General features: G+C 59.5%; 18 protein-coding genes. 5 read left to right on the top strand and 13 right to left on the bottom strand.

The genetic code is table 11. The features are described 5' to 3' along the window. Window positions 1-86: 86 nt before the first annotated feature. The 5 genes from AC1RT6_RS03630 to AC1RT6_RS03610 all read right to left on the bottom strand — a co-directional run bounded on the left by AC1RT6_RS03630 (window position 87) and on the right by AC1RT6_RS03610 (window position 3,399). Window positions 87-518, bottom strand: coding sequence for a CBS domain-containing protein (locus AC1RT6_RS03630; RefSeq protein ID WP_201789015.1), 432 nt, complete (start codon window positions 516-518; stop codon window positions 87-89). 290 nt (window positions 519-808) lie between these two features. Further along, window positions 809-1,240 carry a cupin domain-containing protein gene (locus AC1RT6_RS03625; protein WP_079446794.1) on the bottom strand — a complete coding sequence of 144 codons (432 nt, stop codon included), beginning with the start codon at window positions 1,238-1,240 and terminating at the stop codon, window positions 809-811. Between the two features lie 216 nt (window positions 1,241-1,456). Then, window positions 1,457-1,648, bottom strand: coding sequence for a hypothetical protein (locus AC1RT6_RS03620; RefSeq protein ID WP_079446795.1), 192 nt, complete (start codon window positions 1,646-1,648; stop codon window positions 1,457-1,459). A 112-nt stretch (window positions 1,649-1,760) separates the two neighbouring features. Then, the gene (argC, locus tag AC1RT6_RS03615; protein WP_079446796.1) at window positions 1,761-2,759 is read right to left on the bottom strand and encodes an N-acetyl-gamma-glutamyl-phosphate reductase; all 999 of its coding nucleotides are present in this window, start codon (window positions 2,757-2,759) and stop codon (window positions 1,761-1,763) included. A 109-nt stretch (window positions 2,760-2,868) separates the two neighbouring features. Then, window positions 2,869-3,399, bottom strand: a complete 531-nt coding sequence (locus AC1RT6_RS03610) for a DedA family protein (RefSeq protein ID WP_079446797.1) — start codon at window positions 3,397-3,399, stop codon at window positions 2,869-2,871. 185 nt (window positions 3,400-3,584) lie between these two features. Here AC1RT6_RS03610 and parE point away from each other — a divergent pair, with 185 nt between their 5' ends. Continuing rightward, window positions 3,585-5,642, top strand: a complete 2,058-nt coding sequence (parE, locus tag AC1RT6_RS03605) for a DNA topoisomerase IV subunit B (protein WP_079446798.1) — start codon at window positions 3,585-3,587, stop codon at window positions 5,640-5,642. A 93-nt stretch (window positions 5,643-5,735) separates the two neighbouring features. Next, window positions 5,736-6,140 carry a VOC family protein gene (locus tag AC1RT6_RS03600; RefSeq protein ID WP_079446799.1) on the top strand — a complete coding sequence of 135 codons (405 nt, stop codon included), beginning with the start codon at window positions 5,736-5,738 and terminating at the stop codon, window positions 6,138-6,140. A gap of 91 nt (window positions 6,141-6,231) precedes the next feature. Here AC1RT6_RS03600 and AC1RT6_RS03595 read toward each other — a convergent pair whose 3' ends face one another. Continuing rightward, window positions 6,232-7,725: a caspase family protein gene (locus AC1RT6_RS03595; protein ID WP_079446800.1), complete on the bottom strand. Its 1,494-nt coding sequence runs from the start codon at window positions 7,723-7,725 to the stop codon at window positions 6,232-6,234. A 538-nt stretch (window positions 7,726-8,263) separates the two neighbouring features. Here AC1RT6_RS03595 and AC1RT6_RS03590 point away from each other — a divergent pair. Together AC1RT6_RS03590 and AC1RT6_RS03585 are read left to right on the top strand one after the other, a co-directional pair. After that, on the top strand, window positions 8,264-9,715 hold the full coding sequence (locus AC1RT6_RS03590) for a DEAD/DEAH box helicase (RefSeq protein ID WP_079446801.1): 1,452 nt from the start codon (window positions 8,264-8,266) through the stop codon (window positions 9,713-9,715). 186 nt (window positions 9,716-9,901) lie between these two features. After that, entirely contained in the window at window positions 9,902-10,981 is a 1,080-nt protein-coding gene (locus AC1RT6_RS03585; RefSeq protein ID WP_472789783.1) for a GGDEF domain-containing protein, read from the top strand. 18 nt (window positions 10,982-10,999) lie between these two features. Here AC1RT6_RS03585 and AC1RT6_RS03580 read toward each other — a convergent pair whose 3' ends face one another. The 7 genes from AC1RT6_RS03580 to AC1RT6_RS03550 form a co-directional block, all read right to left on the bottom strand. Beyond that, complete coding sequence (locus AC1RT6_RS03580) at window positions 11,000-11,404, bottom strand: HesB/IscA family protein (protein ID WP_079446802.1); 405 nt, start codon at window positions 11,402-11,404, stop codon at window positions 11,000-11,002. 59 nt (window positions 11,405-11,463) lie between these two features. Beyond that, window positions 11,464-11,844: a DUF59 domain-containing protein gene (locus tag AC1RT6_RS03575; RefSeq protein ID WP_079446803.1), complete on the bottom strand. Its 381-nt coding sequence runs from the start codon at window positions 11,842-11,844 to the stop codon at window positions 11,464-11,466. After that, window positions 11,841-13,085 (bottom strand): cysteine desulfurase, encoded by a 1,245-nt coding sequence (locus tag AC1RT6_RS03570; protein WP_079446804.1) that lies wholly within the window; start codon window positions 13,083-13,085, stop codon window positions 11,841-11,843. Before AC1RT6_RS03570 ends, AC1RT6_RS03575 begins: the two co-directional genes overlap by 4 nt. Window positions 13,086-13,226: 141 nt before the next feature. Further along, entirely contained in the window at window positions 13,227-14,549 is a 1,323-nt protein-coding gene (gene sufD, locus AC1RT6_RS03565) for a Fe-S cluster assembly protein SufD (protein WP_079447020.1), read from the bottom strand. 64 nt (window positions 14,550-14,613) lie between these two features. Then, window positions 14,614-15,363, bottom strand: a complete 750-nt coding sequence (gene sufC, locus AC1RT6_RS03560) for a Fe-S cluster assembly ATPase SufC (protein WP_079447019.1) — start codon at window positions 15,361-15,363, stop codon at window positions 14,614-14,616. Window positions 15,364-15,506: 143 nt separating this feature from the next. Continuing rightward, window positions 15,507-16,988 carry a Fe-S cluster assembly protein SufB gene (sufB, locus tag AC1RT6_RS03555; protein WP_079446805.1) on the bottom strand — a complete coding sequence of 494 codons (1,482 nt, stop codon included), beginning with the start codon at window positions 16,986-16,988 and terminating at the stop codon, window positions 15,507-15,509. An 81-nt stretch (window positions 16,989-17,069) separates the two neighbouring features. Next, window positions 17,070-18,230 (bottom strand): cysteine desulfurase family protein, encoded by a 1,161-nt coding sequence (locus tag AC1RT6_RS03550; RefSeq protein ID WP_472789789.1) that lies wholly within the window; start codon window positions 18,228-18,230, stop codon window positions 17,070-17,072. Between the two features lie 197 nt (window positions 18,231-18,427). Here AC1RT6_RS03550 and AC1RT6_RS03545 point away from each other — a divergent pair, with 197 nt between their 5' ends. Beyond that, complete coding sequence (locus tag AC1RT6_RS03545) at window positions 18,428-19,075, top strand: alpha/beta hydrolase (RefSeq protein WP_079446807.1); 648 nt, start codon at window positions 18,428-18,430, stop codon at window positions 19,073-19,075. The last annotated feature ends 34 nt before the right edge of the window (window positions 19,076-19,109 follow it).

Below are 19,109 nucleotides of genomic sequence, written 5' to 3'. Positions count from 1 at the left end.
TGCACGCCAAGCCCAAGCGAGTGGGCCCTCGTTCAAATTGGAACAAGATCAAACACGGGCACGCTTGTGAGACAATGCTTGAGCCGTCAACGCGAGATGCTGTAGGCATCACGTAGGACGTTCGCCTCCAGCTCCAGCTCCTCCAGCCGATACTTGATTACATCGCCGATGCTGACGATGCCGGCTAGCTTGCCGCCATGAACTACCGGCAAGTGCCGCACGCGTTGGTGCGTCATCAGTTTCATCACGCGAGTGACGCTTTCGTCCGGGGACACGGTGGTCACACCGTGCTGCATGATTTCCTTCACACGCATCGACCCGGCTGCCTCGCCGTAGCGAAAAAATGCGTCAACGATTTCACGTTCGGAAATGAGGCCAAGAATTGCGTTTCCACTCGTCACCACGAGCGCGCCTATATTTTTTGCGCGGAGCCAGCCCGCCGCGCTCTTGATATTAGCTTCCGGACCTATTGTTGTGACGTCAGGGCCCTTCCGCCTCAGAATGCTTTCGATGGACATAGCTTCCTCCATCGTGCGGCTCAACGCCTATCGCATTGATTTTGCGTGGCAGTGCCGGTCACGCTCCCCCGATTGGGATGCATTGACCTAATATATCATATTGGCGGGAAGCAGTCAGCATCTGGTATCGTGGAACCGATCAATCGTTGTCTAACTGATGCGTGATCGGTTCGGGTCAAAAGCGCCGCTTTGATCGCCCGCTCGCCGCTTCCGGTCTGCCCCGAGGAACGGAGATTTCAGAGTTGGACAGCAGTCCCAAAGGGCGAACAGCAGAAGCACGAATTTATGACTTACGACGCTGTCGCGCCCGACTTCTGCGCCAATATTGCATCAAGGTCTGGTAGCAGGACGATGCCGTCCTGATCGCTACCGGATGAATGCACGACAAGCCACTTGCACGGCGCTCCGCTCTCATTGGATGGAGCATGCGGAACATCCTCAGGCATATAGACCTGGTCCTCAGCCTTGACGACGAGACGATGCTCAAGTGTGTCGCCATAGTAGACGGCGCATTCACCTTCCAAAAGGTAAGCAATCGTTTCGATGCCCTTGTGGTAATGGACCTTTGCCTTGGCACCCGGAGGCATGGGCAGCACATTCAAACAGACCTGCTTTGCTCCAGCCGTCTCCTTCGATACGCCGGCTCCGTAGGTAAAGCCCTGCTTGCCGACATAGGTCTTGCCGGGCTGGATCACTCTCACCGCGTCTGATGATCCTGGCATTTGCAATCTCCCACAAACAAACCGACCGGACGTAACTTACCACAGAATTCGAAACCATTCGCACGCACGCCGGATGGGCTAGCTGGAAGCATTTCTGAACCGCTCAAATGACTGCTTCTCGTCATTTGCGACCGGGTCGGGTCAGCCAACGCGGGTTGCTGCCTTCCGAAAGATCGAAAGAGTAGCCATGAGATTGCATGGTGCCGAAGGGGAACGCTAACCGCCTAGCTTCTGCATCACTGCGTCGACGTTCTCGTCGATCGTGAACGTCGGATTTTGAGGATTTGCCGTGTGAATCCACGTTTGCGTTCGGTCTGCTGAAGTCGGGGTAACCGCGATGATATGAGTCACGTTGACGAAGATTTCATGGCTGGTGGCGGCGTCGGTGAACTTGACGAATTTGTTCATTGAGATTTCCTGGCTTTGTGATCAGCGATACTGCGGAACCCGCAGCGGCTCATAATAGCCCTCTGGAAAGTGCGGCTGAAATATCTGGCGTTCGTCACTCCTCACGGCGCTTCTAATCCGTCCCCGCATCCTTCAGCCCGAGCATCAGCCGCATGTTTTGAACCGCCGCGCCGGATGCGCCCTTGCCGAGATTGTCGAGCCGCGCGACCAGGACGGCCTGCCGGTGCTTGTCGCTGGCGAAGACATGAAGCTCGAGCCTGTTGCTGCCGTTCAGCGACTCCGGCTCGATCCGCCCGCTTTTCGCAGCAGCGCTGTCCAGTGGTATCACCGAAACATAGGTGCTGCCTGCGTAACGCTTCGCCAGCGCCGCATGGAGTGTCGCGCCATCGGGTTGTCCCGGCAACGTATCGAGATGCAGCGGGATCGACACCAGCATACCCTGCCGATAATCGCCGACCGATGGTGCGAAAATCGGCCGTCGCGTCAGGTTCGCGTATTTCTGTGTTTCCGGCAGGTGCTTGTGCTCGAAGCCGAGCCCGTAAAGCTCGAATGCCGGCGCGGTCCCCCTCTCGAAACTCTCGATCATCGATTTGCCTCCGCCGGAATATCCGCTCACCGCATTGATGGTGACGGGATAGTCCTGCGGGATCAGGCCGGCATCAGTCAGCGGCCGTAGCAACGCTATCGATCCGGTCGGATAGCAGCCGGGGTTCGCAACCTTGCGCGCCGCCTTGATCCTGTCCGCCTGATCCGGCGTCAGTTCCGGAAAGCCGTAGGTCCAGTCCGGCGCGACGCGGAAGGCGGTCGAGGCGTCCAGGACTTTCGGCGCGTCAGCACCCATGTCGTCGATCAATGCGACAGTTTCCTTCGCCGCGTCGTCGGGCAAACAGAGGATGACCAGATCAACTTCCGCCATGAGCGCGCGCTTGGCGGCCGGATCCTTCCGCTTGTCCTCAGGGAGGCTTTTGGCATTGACGTCGCCTTGCCGATCAAGCCGTTGACGGATTTCGAGGCCAGTCGTTCCCGAGGCGCCATCGACGAACACTGTCGGTCTGCTCGCCTTATCGCCGCTTGAAGCGGTGCTTTTCATCCTGGTGTCTGCGCCGGTCATGACATTATCCTAGCATCCGCGAGCGCGCTCGCGTCTGCGGCTTGTAACTCAGTTGTGGTGGTTGCGCGACAGCCGGTTCTCCGTTCGTCAGAGCGGAGGCTGCTGAGACTCAGATCGCGCTCCAGACCCATTCGACGGTCCGTGAAATCAGGTCGCCGAACAGCAGCAGCACCGCCGACCAGATCAGCGCTGATGTCCAGTTAGCGAACTGAAATCGCAAGGACGGCATTTCGAAAATGCCTGCGGCGAGTGGCACGGTGGCGCGCAGCGGTCCAAAGAACCGCCCGATATAAATCGATGGGACACCCCATTTCTCAACCAAGGCCACGCCTCGGGGCAGAAGGCCCGGATGCCGCGACAGCGGCCAGATCGAAGCGACCCGTTCCTTGAAGGTGAAGCCGATCCAATAGGACAGCCAGTCGCCGAGCGCCGCGCCGACCGCCCCAGCTACCCACACCGGCCAGAAATTGATCTGACCAGGCCCCATCATCGCGCCGATGGCCACCAACACGCCCCACGCCGGGACCAGCAGCGAGATGAAGGCGAGCGATTCGCCGAAAGCAAGCACCAGAACGACAGCGGCAGCCCAAACCTGATGATCGCGCACGAAGTCGACCAGGCTACGTGCGACGTCTTCCATTCCACAGCGCCTCTCGCCAAATCTCAATGCGGCCAGGAAACCTCTTCCCCGCCAAACCCGCCACAGGTAAGCCACCCCCGTCCGGCGACTTCAAGTCACAAAGACGCGGACGGCACGAAACCACCATGGCATAGTCGGCGTAGCCGATTCCTTCATACGTAGCCGTACGCAGTATCTGAATAATTATGGCCAAATCACTGAAATCGAACGTTAATAAGAAGAAGCCTGACGATCTTTTCGCGGCTTCGGACGTCAAGGGCCGCTTCCCCGCCCGAGCTTCAACACCCGTATCGGGAGCTGAGGCCGGCTACACCGCCGCTGACATCGAGGTGCTCGAGGGGCTTGAGCCGGTCCGCCGCCGTCCCGGAATGTACATCGGCGGGACTGACGAGAAGGCGCTGCACCACCTGTTCGCGGAGGTGATCGACAACGCCATGGATGAGGCGTTGGCCGGCCACGCGACCTTTATCGTCGTCGAACTGACCGCCGACGGATTCCTTACCGTCACCGACAACGGGCGCGGCATCCCGATCGACCCACACCCCAAGTTCCCAAAGAAGTCTGCACTCGAAGTCATCATGTGCACGCTGCATTCGGGCGGCAAGTTCGACTCCAAGGTTTACGAGACCTCCGGCGGCCTGCACGGTGTCGGCGTCTCCGTGGTCAACGCCCTCTCCTCGCTCCTTGAGGTGGAAGTGGCGCGCAGCCAAAATCTGTACAAGATGACCTTCGAGCGCGGTCACCCTCGGGGCAAGCTCGAAGACCTTGGCAGGATAGCCAACCGCCGCGGCACCACCATCCGCTTCAAGCCGGACACCGAAATTTTTGGTGCAAAGGCCGCGTTCAAGCCGCAGCGCCTGTTCAAAATGACGCGCTCGAAGGCGTACCTGTTCGGCGGTGTTGAAATCCGCTGGCGTTGCGCGCCGGAGCTGCTCAAGGGCCTCGATGACGTCCCGGCGGAAGCGACCTTTCACTTCCCCGGCGGCCTGAAAGACTATCTCGCCGCCGCGATCCACAAGGACACCCTGGTTCATCCCGACATCTTCTCGGGCAAGTCCGGCCGCAACGGCGCACACGGCGCTTGCGAATGGGCGGTGGCGTGGACCGCGGACGCCGACGGCTTCCTGTCCTCCTACTGCAACACGGTGCCGACACCTGACGGCGGTACCCACGAGTCCGGTTTACGCAGCGCGCTGCTGCGTGGACTGAGGGATCATGCCGAACGTGTCGGCCTCGGCAAGCGCGCCGCGCCAATCACCTCTGAAGATGTGATGGTCGGGGCGGCCGTGATGCTGAGCGTGTTCGTGCGTGAACCGGAGTTTCAGGGCCAGACCAAGGACCGCCTTGCCACCGCCGAAGCCTCGCGGATCGTCGAGCAGGCGATCAAGGATCCGTTCGATCATTGGTTGTCCGGCAATCCGGTGCAGGCCAACAAGCTGCTCGATTTTGTGATCGAGCGCGCGGACGAACGGCTGCGCCGTCGTGCCGAGAAGGAAACCTCGCGCAAGAGCGCAGTGAAAAAGCTGCGCCTGCCCGGCAAGCTTGCCGACTGCACCAACACCGCGACCGAAGGTTCGGAACTGTTCATCGTCGAAGGCGACTCGGCCGGCGGTAGCGCTAAGCAGGCGCGCGATCGCAAGACGCAGGCCGTGCTTCCTCTACGCGGCAAAATCCTCAACGTGGCATCGGCGACCAAAGACAAGGTCGTCGCTAACGCTCAATTGGCTGACTTAATCCAGGCGCTGGGCTGTGGCACTGGGACCAATTATCGCGAGGAGGACTTGCGCTATTCGCGGGTCATCATCATGACGGACGCCGACGTCGATGGAGCCCACATCGCTTCGCTGCTGATCACGTTCTTCTACAGGCAGATGCCGCATCTGATCGACGAGGGTCACCTTTACCTCGCGGTGCCGCCACTCTATCGCCTGACTCACGGTAGCAAGACGATCTACGCCCGCGACGACGCCCACAAGGATGCGCTGCTCAAGAGCGAGTTCAACGCCAACGCCAAGGTCGATGTCGGCCGCTTCAAAGGGCTCGGCGAGATGATGCCGGCGCAGCTCAAGGAAACCACCATGGACCCGGCAAAGCGCGCAATGTTGCGCGTGATGCTGCTGGCGGACGATCGCGAGGATACGGCGGATTCGGTCGAGCGTTTGATGGGCACCAAGGCGGAGGCGCGCTTCGCCTTCATCTCCGACAAGGCGGAATTCGCCAGCGAGGATATGCTGGACGTTTAAGCATTATCACGGGGTACGCTAAGTAGTTGACTAGATTCCAGCGGCAAGTTGCGGTCATATTCACGGACACCTCAACCGCATGGAGGCTACGCAATGGGTTCAACCGTGATTTCCGCGATGCGTTATCGCGATCCGCACAAAATGATTGATTGGCTGTGCGATACCTTCGGATTTACTCGCAAAGCCGTCCATGACGACGGCAACGGCGGTGTCACCCATGCCGAACTCACTCTAGGCGACGGCATGATCATGCTGGGATCGGCGCGCGACGACGATTTCGCCAAGGTTCAGAAGCCGGCCACGACCAATCACCTGGTGACTCAGAGTGCTTACATCGTGGTGCCGGATGCCGACTCCGTTTATGCTAGGGCCAAGGCCAACGGCGCCATCATCGTTCTCGAGATTTCCGACAAGGACTATGGAGGGCGCGACTTCACCTGCCGCGATCCTGAGGGCCAAGTCTGGAGCATTGGCACTTATAATCCGTGGGTTAATTGACGGCCGGAGACCGAGGTTCGATCCTCTTGTGAGGTCGAAAGCCATGTGCAGCGCCGCTATGACAGTCGGCGGAGTCCTTCGAGTCGAGAAATCAGCGACGGAAACTTTTGATCTCCGATACGCTACCGTCGCGATAGGTCAATTCAACCGATATGGTTTTCGTTGCAGGCGGCAGCTTCAAATATGGCGTGGCGTCATGCGGAATTGCGACGGGATCAAGCGGATCGCAGGGCGGCATCTTGAGCGCGCGATCCGGCACCGACGAGTCGATTCCGATCCTCACCTCGCGGATCGCGCAGCGATATGACATCAGGTGGGTATAATAGACGAGTAGCCCATTAAACTGACGAAACGACAACCAGCTCGTGGCAGTCATGTCGAGGATTTTCCGCTGATCGCGGACCAGTGCGGCATCCGGATCGAACCGGATCGGAAAGGGGCCCTGCACTTCGCCGTTGGCATCGACATAGCGCATCTGGATTGTCGCGGCCGGCGCGTCGGCGGCAAGCTCGATCGCGGGATTTGGCATGCGCTTTCGGGTTCGTGGATCGAGCGTATCGAGAAAGCCGGTTTCCTTGAACTCGCCGCTGTCACCCATGCGCCAGGAAATCCCGAGCGCGGGATCGGCGATCGAGAACACGACGGTCCACCCGCCGTTGTGGCGCGAGAAATTTGCAATCGGTGCGTTGACCGCTTCGTTGGTCGGCGGCTTGAGCGGTGCGACGGGTAGCGCCGCGACCTTCTGGGTAGGTTCGGCGTGCGCCGTCGGCGGCTCTGCTTTGGCAGGACCGTTCAGAAAGACATCGTCGACCATCTGATCGAAATAGACCGGCACTTGCTTGTGCCGCACCGTCTCGGCCATTTCGCTGACGGTGCGGCGGGTGCGCTGCGCCACCTGCACCATGGTCTCTCCGGGCTGCACCAATTCCTTCGCGAAGATGCGGGTGAATACCGAGTTCGGATTGCTGTCGCTGTCCGACAGGCGATCGAGCGCCGTCTGGCGGGGGCCGGCCGAAAACACCGAGAACACGCCTTCCGGCAGTTCGGTCATCGGTGCGAGTCCTGCGCCGCCGGCAACCGCGCGCGTGCCCTTGCGCTCGAACGGATTGTTGCGGCAGGCATCGAACACCAAAACCGACGTGCGGGCCTTCCTGTTCTGCAACCTCTCAACGATGCGGTCGGCGAGGATCGAAGCGTCACGGACTAGTTCCTCCTGCCCTTCGGTGGCGGCCGGAACATCGGTCGGTAACAGATAATTCTGGCCGGCGATTTCGAAGCCGTGACCGGCGTAGAAGAAGAACGCGGTGTCGCCGGCCTCGATCTGCTGATCAAACGCCAGCAGCGTCTGGCTGAATGCCTGACGGGTCTGGTTTTCCGCCACCATCACGCTGAAGCCGAGTTGCCTCAACGCGTCACCCATGGTTCGGGCATCGTTGACGGCCTTCTGAAGTTTCGAAACGTTCCTGTAGTCGTTGTTGCCGATCACGAGTGCGATACGCTTTGCGGCCAGCGCAGGACTTGCGAGCATCAGGAACGCGGATGCAATGCCCAACAGCGCCGCGCGTTCGACCGAAATGCCCCTCATTCCAACTTTTCCATATCCTGTGTTTCAGCGATCACCGCGCGCAAATTGGATTATGCCATAGTCGGCCAAATATCGACCGCGGTTCATCCCGGCTGCCGGCTGCTTTGCCGACCGGAGAAGCCCCGCCCGCTGAGAATCCCTGTCCGAATCAGACAAAAACATTAGGGTTTTTCGGCATTTCGCCATTTCCGCATTGACTTTGGCTGGTTCGTCCCTATGTTCCGGCCAACGCGGCCCGGGATCCGAACACGATTTCCCGGTGAGCCGCCCGTCAGCGTAAGTCAGAGCCCCCTTCGCTTTTAAGAGCACGCCGTTAAGGGGTTGAGCGCGACAGCCTTTTACCTTCGATTCCGAACGGCGGTTTCGGCGAGCGTCCTGAATACGAAGTTCGCCCTGCATGGACGCGGGTGACGAGCGAGCTTCGTATTCGAGAGGACGCTCGAATACGAAGTATGCTAGTGCGGTTTGGTTCAGAGGTTCTCTTGATGAATCTGCCGCACTTCTGAAGAGAACTTCTGAACACCGCACTAGAGGCTCAATGTCTTTTTCTCATCTCGGTTTGTCCGACAAGGTGCTCGCCGCTGTTGCGGCCGCAGGTTATACCTCCCCTACCCCCATTCAGGATCAGGCTATACCCCACGTGCTGGCGCGTCGCGATGTCCTTGGCATCGCTCAGACCGGCACCGGCAAGACCGCCGCCTTCGTCCTGCCCATGCTTACATTGCTGGAGAAGGGTCGTGCCCGGGCGCGAATGCCCCGCACGCTGATCCTCGAGCCGACACGCGAACTCGCCGCTCAGGTGAAGGAGCAGTTCGACAAGTATGGCGCCGGCCAGAAGCTCAACGTGGCGCTCCTGATCGGCGGCGTTTCCTTCGGCGATCAGGATTTGAAGCTGACTCGCGGCGTCGATGTGCTGATCGCAACTCCGGGCCGCCTGCTCGATCACACCGAACGCGGCGGCCTGCTGCTCACGGGCGTCGAACTATTGGTGATCGATGAAGCCGACCGGATGCTGGATATGGGTTTCATTCCCGACATCGAACGCATCTGCAAGCTGGTGCCGTTCACGCGGCAGACCCTCTTCTTCACTGCGACGATGCCGAACGAGATCCGTCGCGTCACGGATGCCTTTCTGCATAATCCCGAAAAGATCGAAGTCTCCAGGCCCGCAACCACGGCGGCGACCGTGACGCAATCGCAGGTCAGTTGCAGCCGCGAACCGCACGAGAAGCGTGAGCTGCTGCGCCACCTGTTGCGCGAAGCCAAGGAGCTCAAGAACGCAATCATCTTTTGCAACCGCAAGCGCGACGTCGCCATTGTTTATAAATCGCTGCAGAAACATGGCTTCAGCGTCGGCGCCCTTCACGGCGATATGGATCAGTCGGCGCGGACCGCTTCGCTCGATCAATTCCGCAAGGGGGAACTGCCGCTGCTTGTCGCCTCTGACGTAGCTGCCCGCGGTCTCGACATTCCCGAAGTCAGCCACGTCCTCAACTTCGATGTCCCCCACCATCCCGACGATTACGTCCATCGTATCGGCCGCACCGGCCGCGCTGGTCGCGCCGGCACCGCAATCACGATCGTCTGTCCCGCGGATTTCAAATCACTCGCAGCCATCGAGAAGCTGACCGGTCAGGCTATACCCAAGGCAGACCTTCCCGGCTATGATGCCGGCGCGAACGAAGCAGTCGCGGAAGCCGGTGCCAGCGAAGCGGCTACAGGAAAGCCTTCTCGATCCCGCCAGGCACACGACAAGGGCGGCGAGAGTCATGCACGCGGCGGAAAGCGCGAAGCCCGCAAACCGCGCCGTTCCAGTGGGGATCGCCAGAGGCACGAGGCCCCTGCCGCGACGGCCGCAGCATCCATAGCCGCGCCGTCGCCGCCTTCAATCGGACGCGCACCCGCACCACGCCGGGAAGCGATCTCCGAGCCGGGAGACCACTCACACCTGCCGGCGTTTTTGCTCCGCCCGATCCGCGCCCGCGGCTGAGCCTTTCGGCCGGCGCGGTTCTTCACTGGCCGGCTCGTTGAAAACACCGTTTACCGCGCGTAAACCCCCTGCTGCTATCTTTAACCAATATTCTACGTTTATATTTTTTGTCGTTTTGAGACGACGATTGCACAAATCGTCGGCGGGGCCGCATCAGTGGTTGAGCTAGACGAACATGAACGCACCATGGCGTTCGCCGAGGTGGCGCTCGGCCAGATCCGATCGTTGCGGCAGACCGCGGTCCCACGCAACTACGAAATCTGGTACGTCTACGCTGCCGGATATAATCGCTCCCTCAGCAGGATCATTAATGAGACGCTGGCGCGCAACGGCACGCTGAGCGATGCCGACCTCGAACAGATCTACGAAACCTATCTTTCTCCGATGAGGACTACCGCACGCATCGATAAGCTCGGTGCGCGGGTCATCAATGAGATCGACGACGTGATGGCCCTCATCGCCGACGTGCTCGGCATGACGGCCGGTTTCGATGATAGCCTGAAGAGCGCCGCCGAGAAACTCGGCGCTGCCGGTAGCCGCGAGCAGGTCAGGGCGGTCATCCAGGCGCTGATGAAGTCAACCCGCGAGATGCAGGAAACCAACAAGGCGCTGGAGAATCGGCTGGATCTCTCGAAGGTCGAGATCAGCAACCTTCAGCATAGTCTTGAGGCCATCAGAGCCGAGAGCATGACAGATCCTCTTACCGGTCTCGGCAACCGCAAGTATTTCGATCGAGCCGTGGCGGATGCCGTGGCGCGGGCGACTAGTGAAGACAAGCCGCTGTCACTCCTGATGCTCGACATCGACCACTTCAAGTTGTTCAACGACAACTATGGACACCTGACCGGTGACCAGGTCTTGCGGTTGGTCGCAATGTCATTGAAGCAGACCATCAAGGGCCAGGACATCACCGCGCGTTACGGCGGTGAAGAATTTGCGGTTGTGCTGCCAAGCACCGCGCTGAAACAGGCGTTGGCGGTCGCGGACCATATTCGCCGCGCCGTGATGGCCAAGGAATTGAAGAAAAAATCGACTGGTGAGATCCTGGGTCGCGTCACGGTCTCTATCGGTGTCTCGATGCTTCGCCGCGGCGACACCCCGGATTTACTGATTAAACGCGCCGATGCCTGTTTGTACGCTGCCAAGCGCAACGGCCGCAACCGTGCCGTTTGCGAGACTGATCCAGAATATTTCGCTGACGCCGAAATCGCATGGCCCGACGCCTCTTCGCCCGCCAAAAACGCCGACCGTGATTGTCCGTTGTAATAGGCTTGAGTATCGCGACTAGCCGTCGATTTTAGCGGGCGCGAGCTGCACGGATTCACCGCACCCACAGGCTGAAACCTGGTTCGGATTGTTGAAGACGAACTGGGCTTGCATCTTTTCAGCCTTGTAGTCCATCTCGGTGCCGAGCAGGTACAGCACCGCCTTGGGATCGACAAGAATCTTGACGCCCTTGTCTTCAACCACTTCGTCCGTCGGCTTGATATCGTGGGCGTACTCCACGGTGTAGGATTGACCGGCGCAGCCACCGTTCTTGATACCGACCCGAAGGCCGACGATTTCCGAATCGGCTCGCGCCGCAAGTTCCTTGACCCGATCCGCGGCGGCGTCAGTCAACCGCATGACCTGTGGACGAGGCCGGGGTTTCGGCTTGGCTGCTGGTGTGCTTGGCGTCATGTCTGTCATCTGGTCAATCCTGACGGCGATTCAAGCCCGATCATAGCATCGGGACGGGTGTAAGATAGTCACCACATATTCAGGACGAGGCGAGCCTCGTCGGTCATCCGATCGGGCATCCAAACAGGTTCCCAGACGATGCTGACATTGACCACCCCAACGCCGGGAACGCTTGCGACGGCGTTTTCAACCATGGTCGGCAGTTCAGCCGCCGACGGACAGCTCGGCGACGTCAGCGTCATCTCGACGTCGACAGCGCGATCGTCCTTGATGTCGACTTTGTAGATCAGGCCGAGTTCATAAATATCGGCCGGAATTTCCGGGTCGAACACGGTTTTCAGCGCGGCCACAATCCCCGTGCCCATACGCTCGGTTTCATCCGGCGCCAGCGCTGAGCTGGTCTGCATGTGGCAGGTCTTGTTTACAACCATTTCGGCTACGTCGCTCATGAGAACAACTCCCGTGCCTTGATCAGCGCTTGCGCCAGATGATCGACTTCCTCGCGGGTATTATACATACCGAATGAGGCGCGGCAGGTCGCTGAAACGTTGAACCGCTCTAAAAGCGGCATCACGCAATGCGTCCCGGCGCGAACCGCGATACCGGCGCGGTCGATCACGGTCGCAACATCGTGGGGATGCGCACCCTTCATCTCGAATGAGATCACAGGCCCCTTGTCGCGGGCAGTGCCGATGATGCGCAGCGAGTTGATCTCCCGCAGCCGCTCCTGGGCATAGGTCAGAAGATCGTGTTCGTGCGCCGCGATGCGCGCCTTCCCGATCGAATTGACGTAATCGATTGCGGCGCCAAGCCCGATCGACTCGACGATCGCGGGCGTGCCTGCCTCGAACTTGTGCGGCGGATCGCCATAGGTGACCCAATCCTGCGCGACCTCACGGATCATCTCGCCGCCGCCATTGTACGGGCGCATGGAGACGAGATGATCATGCTTTGCATACAGCGCGCCGATACCGGTCGGACCGTAGAGCTTATGGCCGGTGAAGACATAGAAGTCGCAATCAATGTCCTGCACGTCGATGGCAAGATGCACCGCAGCCTGGCTCCCGTCCACCAGAACCGGGATGCCGCGCGCATGAGCCAGCTTCACAACGTCCTTGACCGGAACGACTGTGCCGAGCGCGTTCGACATCTGCGTGATCGCCACGAGCTTCGTCCTCGGCGACAGAAGCTTTTCGAATTCCTCGATGAGGAAATTGCCTTCGTCGTCGACGGGAGCCCACTTGATGACGGCGCCGTGGCGCTCGCGCAGAAAATGCCATGGGACGATGTTGGAATGATGCTCCATGATAGAGAGCACAATCTCGTCGCCCGCCTTGATGTTCGGCTCGCCCCATGAAGATGCCACGAGGTTGATCGCCTCGCTGGCATTACGGGTAAAGATGATTTCCTCGGTCCGTCTTGCGTTCAAAAACTGCGCGACCCGCGCGCGGCCGCCTTCATAGGCTTCGGTTGCGGCGTTGGCGAGATAATGCAGCCCGCGATGGACGTTGGCATATTCAGTCTTGTAGGCCTCCGTCATTCGGTCGAGCACGGCGTTTGGCTTCTGCGCCGAGGCGGCGTTGTCGAGATAGACCAGCGGTTTGCCGTAAACTTTCATCGCCAGCGCCGGAAAATCCTCGCGCACGCGCATGACATCATAGGAACCGTTGGCAACCGCCGGATGCGTCATATCACTCCACGTCCATATCCATCGTTCCGGAGTCGGGCCTTGAACCGCTCCCGTGTAAAGGAACCGCTCTCGTCATTGCGGCTTGCGATAATTGGCGTCCGCCGGTTTTCGCGGTGCAAAGCAATACGAGACCCTGTCCATTCACCCTCTTGCCGCGAGCCACCGCTCGGCGGCCTCGATAACAACATCACGCAAGCCATCATCGGCAACGGTTTCGACCGCTTCGCCGACAAACGCTTGAATCAAAAGCGCCTGCGCTTCCTTTTCCGAAAGACCGCGTGCACGCAGATAGAACAGCAGGCTTTCGTCGAGTGCGCCGATTGTCGCGCCATGACCACAGGTGACGTCATCAGCGAAAATCTCAAGCTCGGGCTTGTTGTCGGCTTCGGCGCCATCGGATAGCAACAAAGCCCGCGTCATCATCTTGCCATCGGTCTTTTGCGCATCGGGCCGCACGATGATCTTGCCCTGAAACACCGAGTGCGCCTGATCGTCCAGAACGGCGCGGAACACCTCGTTGCTGCTGCAATGTGGTACGGCATGATCCAATACCAGCGTCGTATCGCCGTGCTGGCGACCATTGAGCAGATTGACGCCGTTCACGTCTGCGTGAGACCCCTCACGGGTGAACTTGATGAAGCCTTGATATCGGCTCACCGCCGCGCCGCTCGTGAGATTGAGGGAGTTGAAACGCGCGTTTGCGCCAATCGTGACGATCGCGGTGGAGATGTTAGCGGCATCATTGGCATCTTCGACAAGGCGAACATGTTGCAGTTCGGCGCCGTCGCCAATCCACAACACAACCGAGTCATGAGCCTGATAGGCAGCGGCACCCTCGGCTGCGACGAAACTTTCAACCAGCGTGGCGCGTGCGCCATTTGCCAGCCGCAGCAACGAACGCGTGAATGCCGCGGTGTTGGATTGGGTGGTGATATGGACGATATGCAGCGGCTTGGTCAGCTTCGCATTTTCGGCCACATCGATGACAACGCCATCGGTGGCCATCGCGGTGTTGAGCGAAATCATCGTATCGGATGCCGCGGTGGTGATCAGCAGATCGGCGCGAGCGGCAACGTCATTGCTCTCCAGAATGTCACGTAGCGCCCGCACCTCAAGGCCAGTTTCGGGCGCCTGATCGGATAGCTGCGGCACGAATACTCCGTCAACCAGCACCAGCTTGTGCATAGCGTTCGCGCCACGCGCGATGACAGCCTTGGCCGCGCGCGCCAATGCTGCCTGATCAGGCTCGGCAGCAAGCGGCGCAATCTCGCGCAACAGTGTGCGCAAGTCGGTGTATTTCCATTCTTCAATGCGCCGGTACGGCAGACCTCGCCGAGCGAAATCGTCGAATGCGACCTGTCGCGCTTCGCTCACCGGACCGGATCCCGGCAAACGGTCACGCGCCGCGGCAAACAGTTCTGTGGTCGCGCGTTCCGTAGCCGGCTTTGCCAATGCAACATCCATCATCAAATCCGTTCAGATCGTATTTTCCGCATGATCTCGTCCGAAACCGAAGGCCACGTCCGAACTATGCTTCCTCGAATTGTGCATATCCGGACGCTTCGAGCTCCAGCGCCAAATCCTTGTTTCCGCTCTTCACGACACGGCCCTTCGACATCACGTGCACGAAGTCGGGCACAATGTAATTGAGTAGCCGCTGGTAGTGCGTGATGACGACCATAGCGCGATCCGGTGATCGCAACGCATTGACGCCGTCGGCCGCAACGCGAAGCGCGTCGATGTCCAGTCCGGAATCCATTTCGTCGAGGATGCATAGGCTAGGCTCGAAGAGCGCCATCTGCAGCACTTCGTTGCGCTTCTTCTCGCCGCCCGAAAAGCCGACATTGATGCCTCGGCGCAGCATGTCCTGCGGAATGTTCAGGGAGGCCGCGACGTCACGCACCTTCTTCAGGAAGTTTGGCGTCGAATATTCGCTCTCGCCGCGAGCCTTGCGCTGCGCGTTCAACGCGGTGCGCAGGAAGGTCATGGTGGCGACACCGGGGATTTCCACGGGATACTGAAAAGCCAGGAAGACGCCTTTCGCCGCGCGCTCGTCAGGCTCCATCTCCAGCAGGTCCTCACCCTTGAACAGGATTTGACCGCCGGTAACCTCGTAGCCGGGCTTGCCCGCGATGACATGGCTCAGCGTCGATTTGCCGGAGCCGTTCGGCCCCATGATCGCATGAACTTCGCCCTTGTTCACAGTCAGCGACAGGCCGTGAAGAATTTCACGCTCCTCGACACGAACCTGCAGGTCTTTGACTTCAAGCAATGGCATCATTCATCCTTCGCTATCGTTACGTCATCGCGAGGAGCGTGCTCGTGCGGCGAAGCAATCCGGCGTTTCCATCGGTGGATCGCTTCGTCCAGCGCAAAACCGGCACAAAAGCCGACTTTGAAGCGAGCTCGCAGTGACGTGGGTTAACCCACACTTCCTTCGAGCGAGATCGAGATCAACTTCTGAGCCTCGACCGCGAATTCCATCGGCAACTGCTGCAGCACGTCTCTCACGAAGCCATTGACGACGAGGCCGACGGCCTCTTCCTGCGACAGTCCGCGTTGGACGCAATAGAACAGCACGTCTTCCGAAATCTTCGACGTCGTCGCCTCATGCTCGAACAGCGCCGAGGTGTTCTTGGCCTCGATGTACGGCACCGTGTGGGCGCCGCATTTGTCGCCGATCAGAAGCGAGTCGCAGGCGGTGAAGTTGCGCGCATTGGTCGCCTTGCGGTGCGCCGTGACGAGACCTCGATAGGTGTTCTGCGACTTTCCTGCCGCGATGCCCTTGGAGATGATCCTGCTCGTGGTGTTCTTGCCGAGATGCAGCATCTTGGTGCCGCTGTCGACCTGCTGGTAGCCATTGGAGATAGCGATCGAGTAGAACTCGCCGCGTGAATTGTCGCCCCGCAGGATGCAGCTCGGATATTTCCAGGTGATGGCGGAGCCAGTCTCGACCTGAGTCCACGAAATTTTCGAACGCGCGCCGCGACAGTCGCCACGCTTGGTGACGAAATTGAAGATGCCGCCCTTGCCCTCGGAATTGCCGGGATACCAGTTCTGCACCGTCGAATACTTGATCTCGGCATCGTCGAGCGTCACCAGTTCGACGACCGCGGCATGCAACTGGTTCTCGTCGCGCTGCGGCGCCGTGCAGCCCTCGAGATAGCTGACATAGGCCCCCTTGTCGGCGATGATAAGCGTACGCTCGAACTGGCCGGTGTTGCGCTCGTTAATGCGGAAGTAGGTCGACAGCTCCATCGGACAACGAACGCCCGGCGGGATGTAGACGAACGAGCCGTCGGAGAACACCGCCGAATTCAGTGTCGCGAAGAAATTGTCGGAGGTCGGCACCACGCTGCCGAGATACTGCTTCACCAATTCCGGATGCTGCTGAATAGCATGCGAGATCGGCATGAAGATCACGCCGGCTTTCTTCAGCTCCTCCTGGAAGGTGGTCGCCACCGAGACCGAGTCGAACACGGCATCGACCGCGACTTTCCGCTCACCCTCGGGGCGAACAACGCCTTCCAGCGCCTCGACCTCGCGCAAGGGAATGCCAAGCTTCTCGTAGGTCTTCAGGATCTCCGGATCGATCTCGTCGAGCGAGGCGATTTCTTTCTTCGGCTTCGGCGCGGAATAATAATAAAGATCCTGATAATCGATCTTCGGGTAGTCCACCCGCGCCCAGGTCGGCTCCTGCATGGTGAGCCAGCGGCGGTAGGCCTCAAGCCTCCACTCCAGCATCCATGCGGGCTCGTTTTTCTTTGCGGAAATAAACCGGATAGTGTCTTCGGACAGTCCCTTAGGGGCCTTCTCGGACTCGATGATCGTCTCGAATCCATACCGGTATTGATCGACGTCGATCTGGCGAACCCGATCGACCGTCTCTTGTACGGCTGCCATTCCTACCTCCGCTCGCGGTTTCAAGGACCGCGGTGGATTGAATTCTTGGTGGCTTGCTGCAATTCTAAGGAAGAAACCGTCTTAGAATAGTTCAAGCCCTGTTTCGTCTCTCCTTAGTAGTGCACCTGAAAGCTTTCGCCAAGTCTTAATAGCCCGATCGACGTCTGCCTCCGTGGTCTCCCAGCCCAGAGAGAACCGTAATGCGCTTCTGGTCATTTCCGGGCCGTACCCCATTGCTTCCAGCACATGCGATGGCTGCACTTTGCCCGACGAGCACGCGGAACCGGATGAGACGGCCACCCCCTCAAGGTCAAATCTGATCACGGCCGTCTCCGCTTTCAAGGTAGGCACACCGAAAAGTGTCGTATTCGGTAGGCGCGGAATCTCCTGCGAGAAGATCACGCTGCCTGGAGTTTGCCTCAAGCCGTCCTCAAGCCGGTTACGCAGGGTTTGAACTCGGGCCATGTTTGTAGTGCGGCCTGTTTCTGCCGCCATCACAGCGGCCCCGAAGCCCGCGATGCCGGGCACATTCTCGGTCCCGGCACGACCACCCTGCTCCTGACCGCCTCCCCTTATCAACGCACTCGGACGGATCTGGTTCTCCGCGAAAACCAATGCGCCCATCCCTTTCGGACCACCAATTTTGTGCGCAGAGATTGATAGAAGGTCGATATTTAATTCTTTGATACTAATATGAATTTTTCCGATAGCCTGAACCGCGTCAACGTGCAGCAGGCCACCTGCTTCGTGGACCAGATGAGCGGCTTCGGCAACTGGCTGAATGGCGCCGGTTTCGTTATTGGCCAGCATGATCGAGACCAGCGCCGGAGGCCCCTGCGCGAGCAATGTTCGCAAGCCGTCGAGATCCACCAATCCCGAGCGATGGACCGGCAGGCGCGCAACCCGATCCAGCGCAAACCGGCCCCCTGCTAGGACCGAGGCGTGTTCGATGGATGAAACGATAAGATTATCAATATCTTGTTTATGTTTTCCGCTACTGGGCGTTAACGCCAAGGTGTTGGCTTCTGTCCCGCCTGACGTAAAGATAACGTTGTGGGGTCGGCCTCCTACTGCATCCGCGACGCTAACCCGCGCATCTTCTACTAGCCCCCGCGCTCGCCTGCCTTCCGCGTGAACGGATGAAGGATTGCCGAAGAGGTCCCATGCCGCGGCCATTGCGGCGCGTGCCTCGCGCCGAAGCGGCGCGGTTGCGTTCCAGTCAAGATAAGTTCGCTCTTGCATGTGGTTGCGACCATACGACATTTTCGGCGGATGCGGACATAGCCGCGCAAGATGCTTGCTTTTCGCCCCTCGCCCTATGCTAGAACGCGGCGGTGTTCACTGGCCACTTTCTGCACTGCCGTGCGGTGGGCCTGTTGCCTCGTCGTCAGGCTACGAACAGAACCAGCCCGTGGGCGGCCGACTTGCCAAGGATTCCGATGCCTGAAGTCATTTTTACCGGTCCTGCCGGCCGTCTCGAAGGTCGCTATCATCCGGCGAAGCAGAAAAATGCCCCGATAGCGATGGTCCTGCATCCGCACCCCCAGTTTCGTGGCAGCATGAACCATCCGATCGTCTATCAGGTTTACTATGCTTTCGTGGCGCGGGGTTTTTCTGTGCTGCGTTTCAATTTTCGCGGCGTCGGCCGCAGCCAGGGCTCGTTCGACCACGGCACCGGCGAATTGTCGGACGCCGCGGCGGCACTCGACTGGGCGCAGACCATCAACCCGGAGGCACGGGCCTGTTGGGTGGCCGGGTTTTCCTTTGGCGCCTGGATCGGAATGCAGTTGCTGATGCGCCGGCCCGAGGTGGAAGGCTTCATCTCGATCGCACCTGAGCCTAACCGTTACGATTTCTCGTTTCTGGCGCCCTGCCCATCGTCGGGCCTCATCGTCCATGGCGAGAAGGATATTGTCGCGCCAGCCAAGGATGTCACGACGCTGGTCGAGAAATTGAAGACCCAGAAGGGCATCGTGATCGATCAGCAAACCATTCCAGGTGCGAACCATTTCTTCGAGGACAGGATGGAGCCGTTGATGGAGACGGTTACCAGCTACCTCGATATGAGACTCGCCAACATCCGATAGCTCATCACGGCGAAGCCGGCCCCCCTTGCGAGGC

Source organism: Nitrobacter sp. MLSD-S21 (assembly GCF_058809865.1).
Note: the sequence above shows the minus strand (reverse complement) of the source record. Positions and strands in the feature narration are given on the sequence as shown.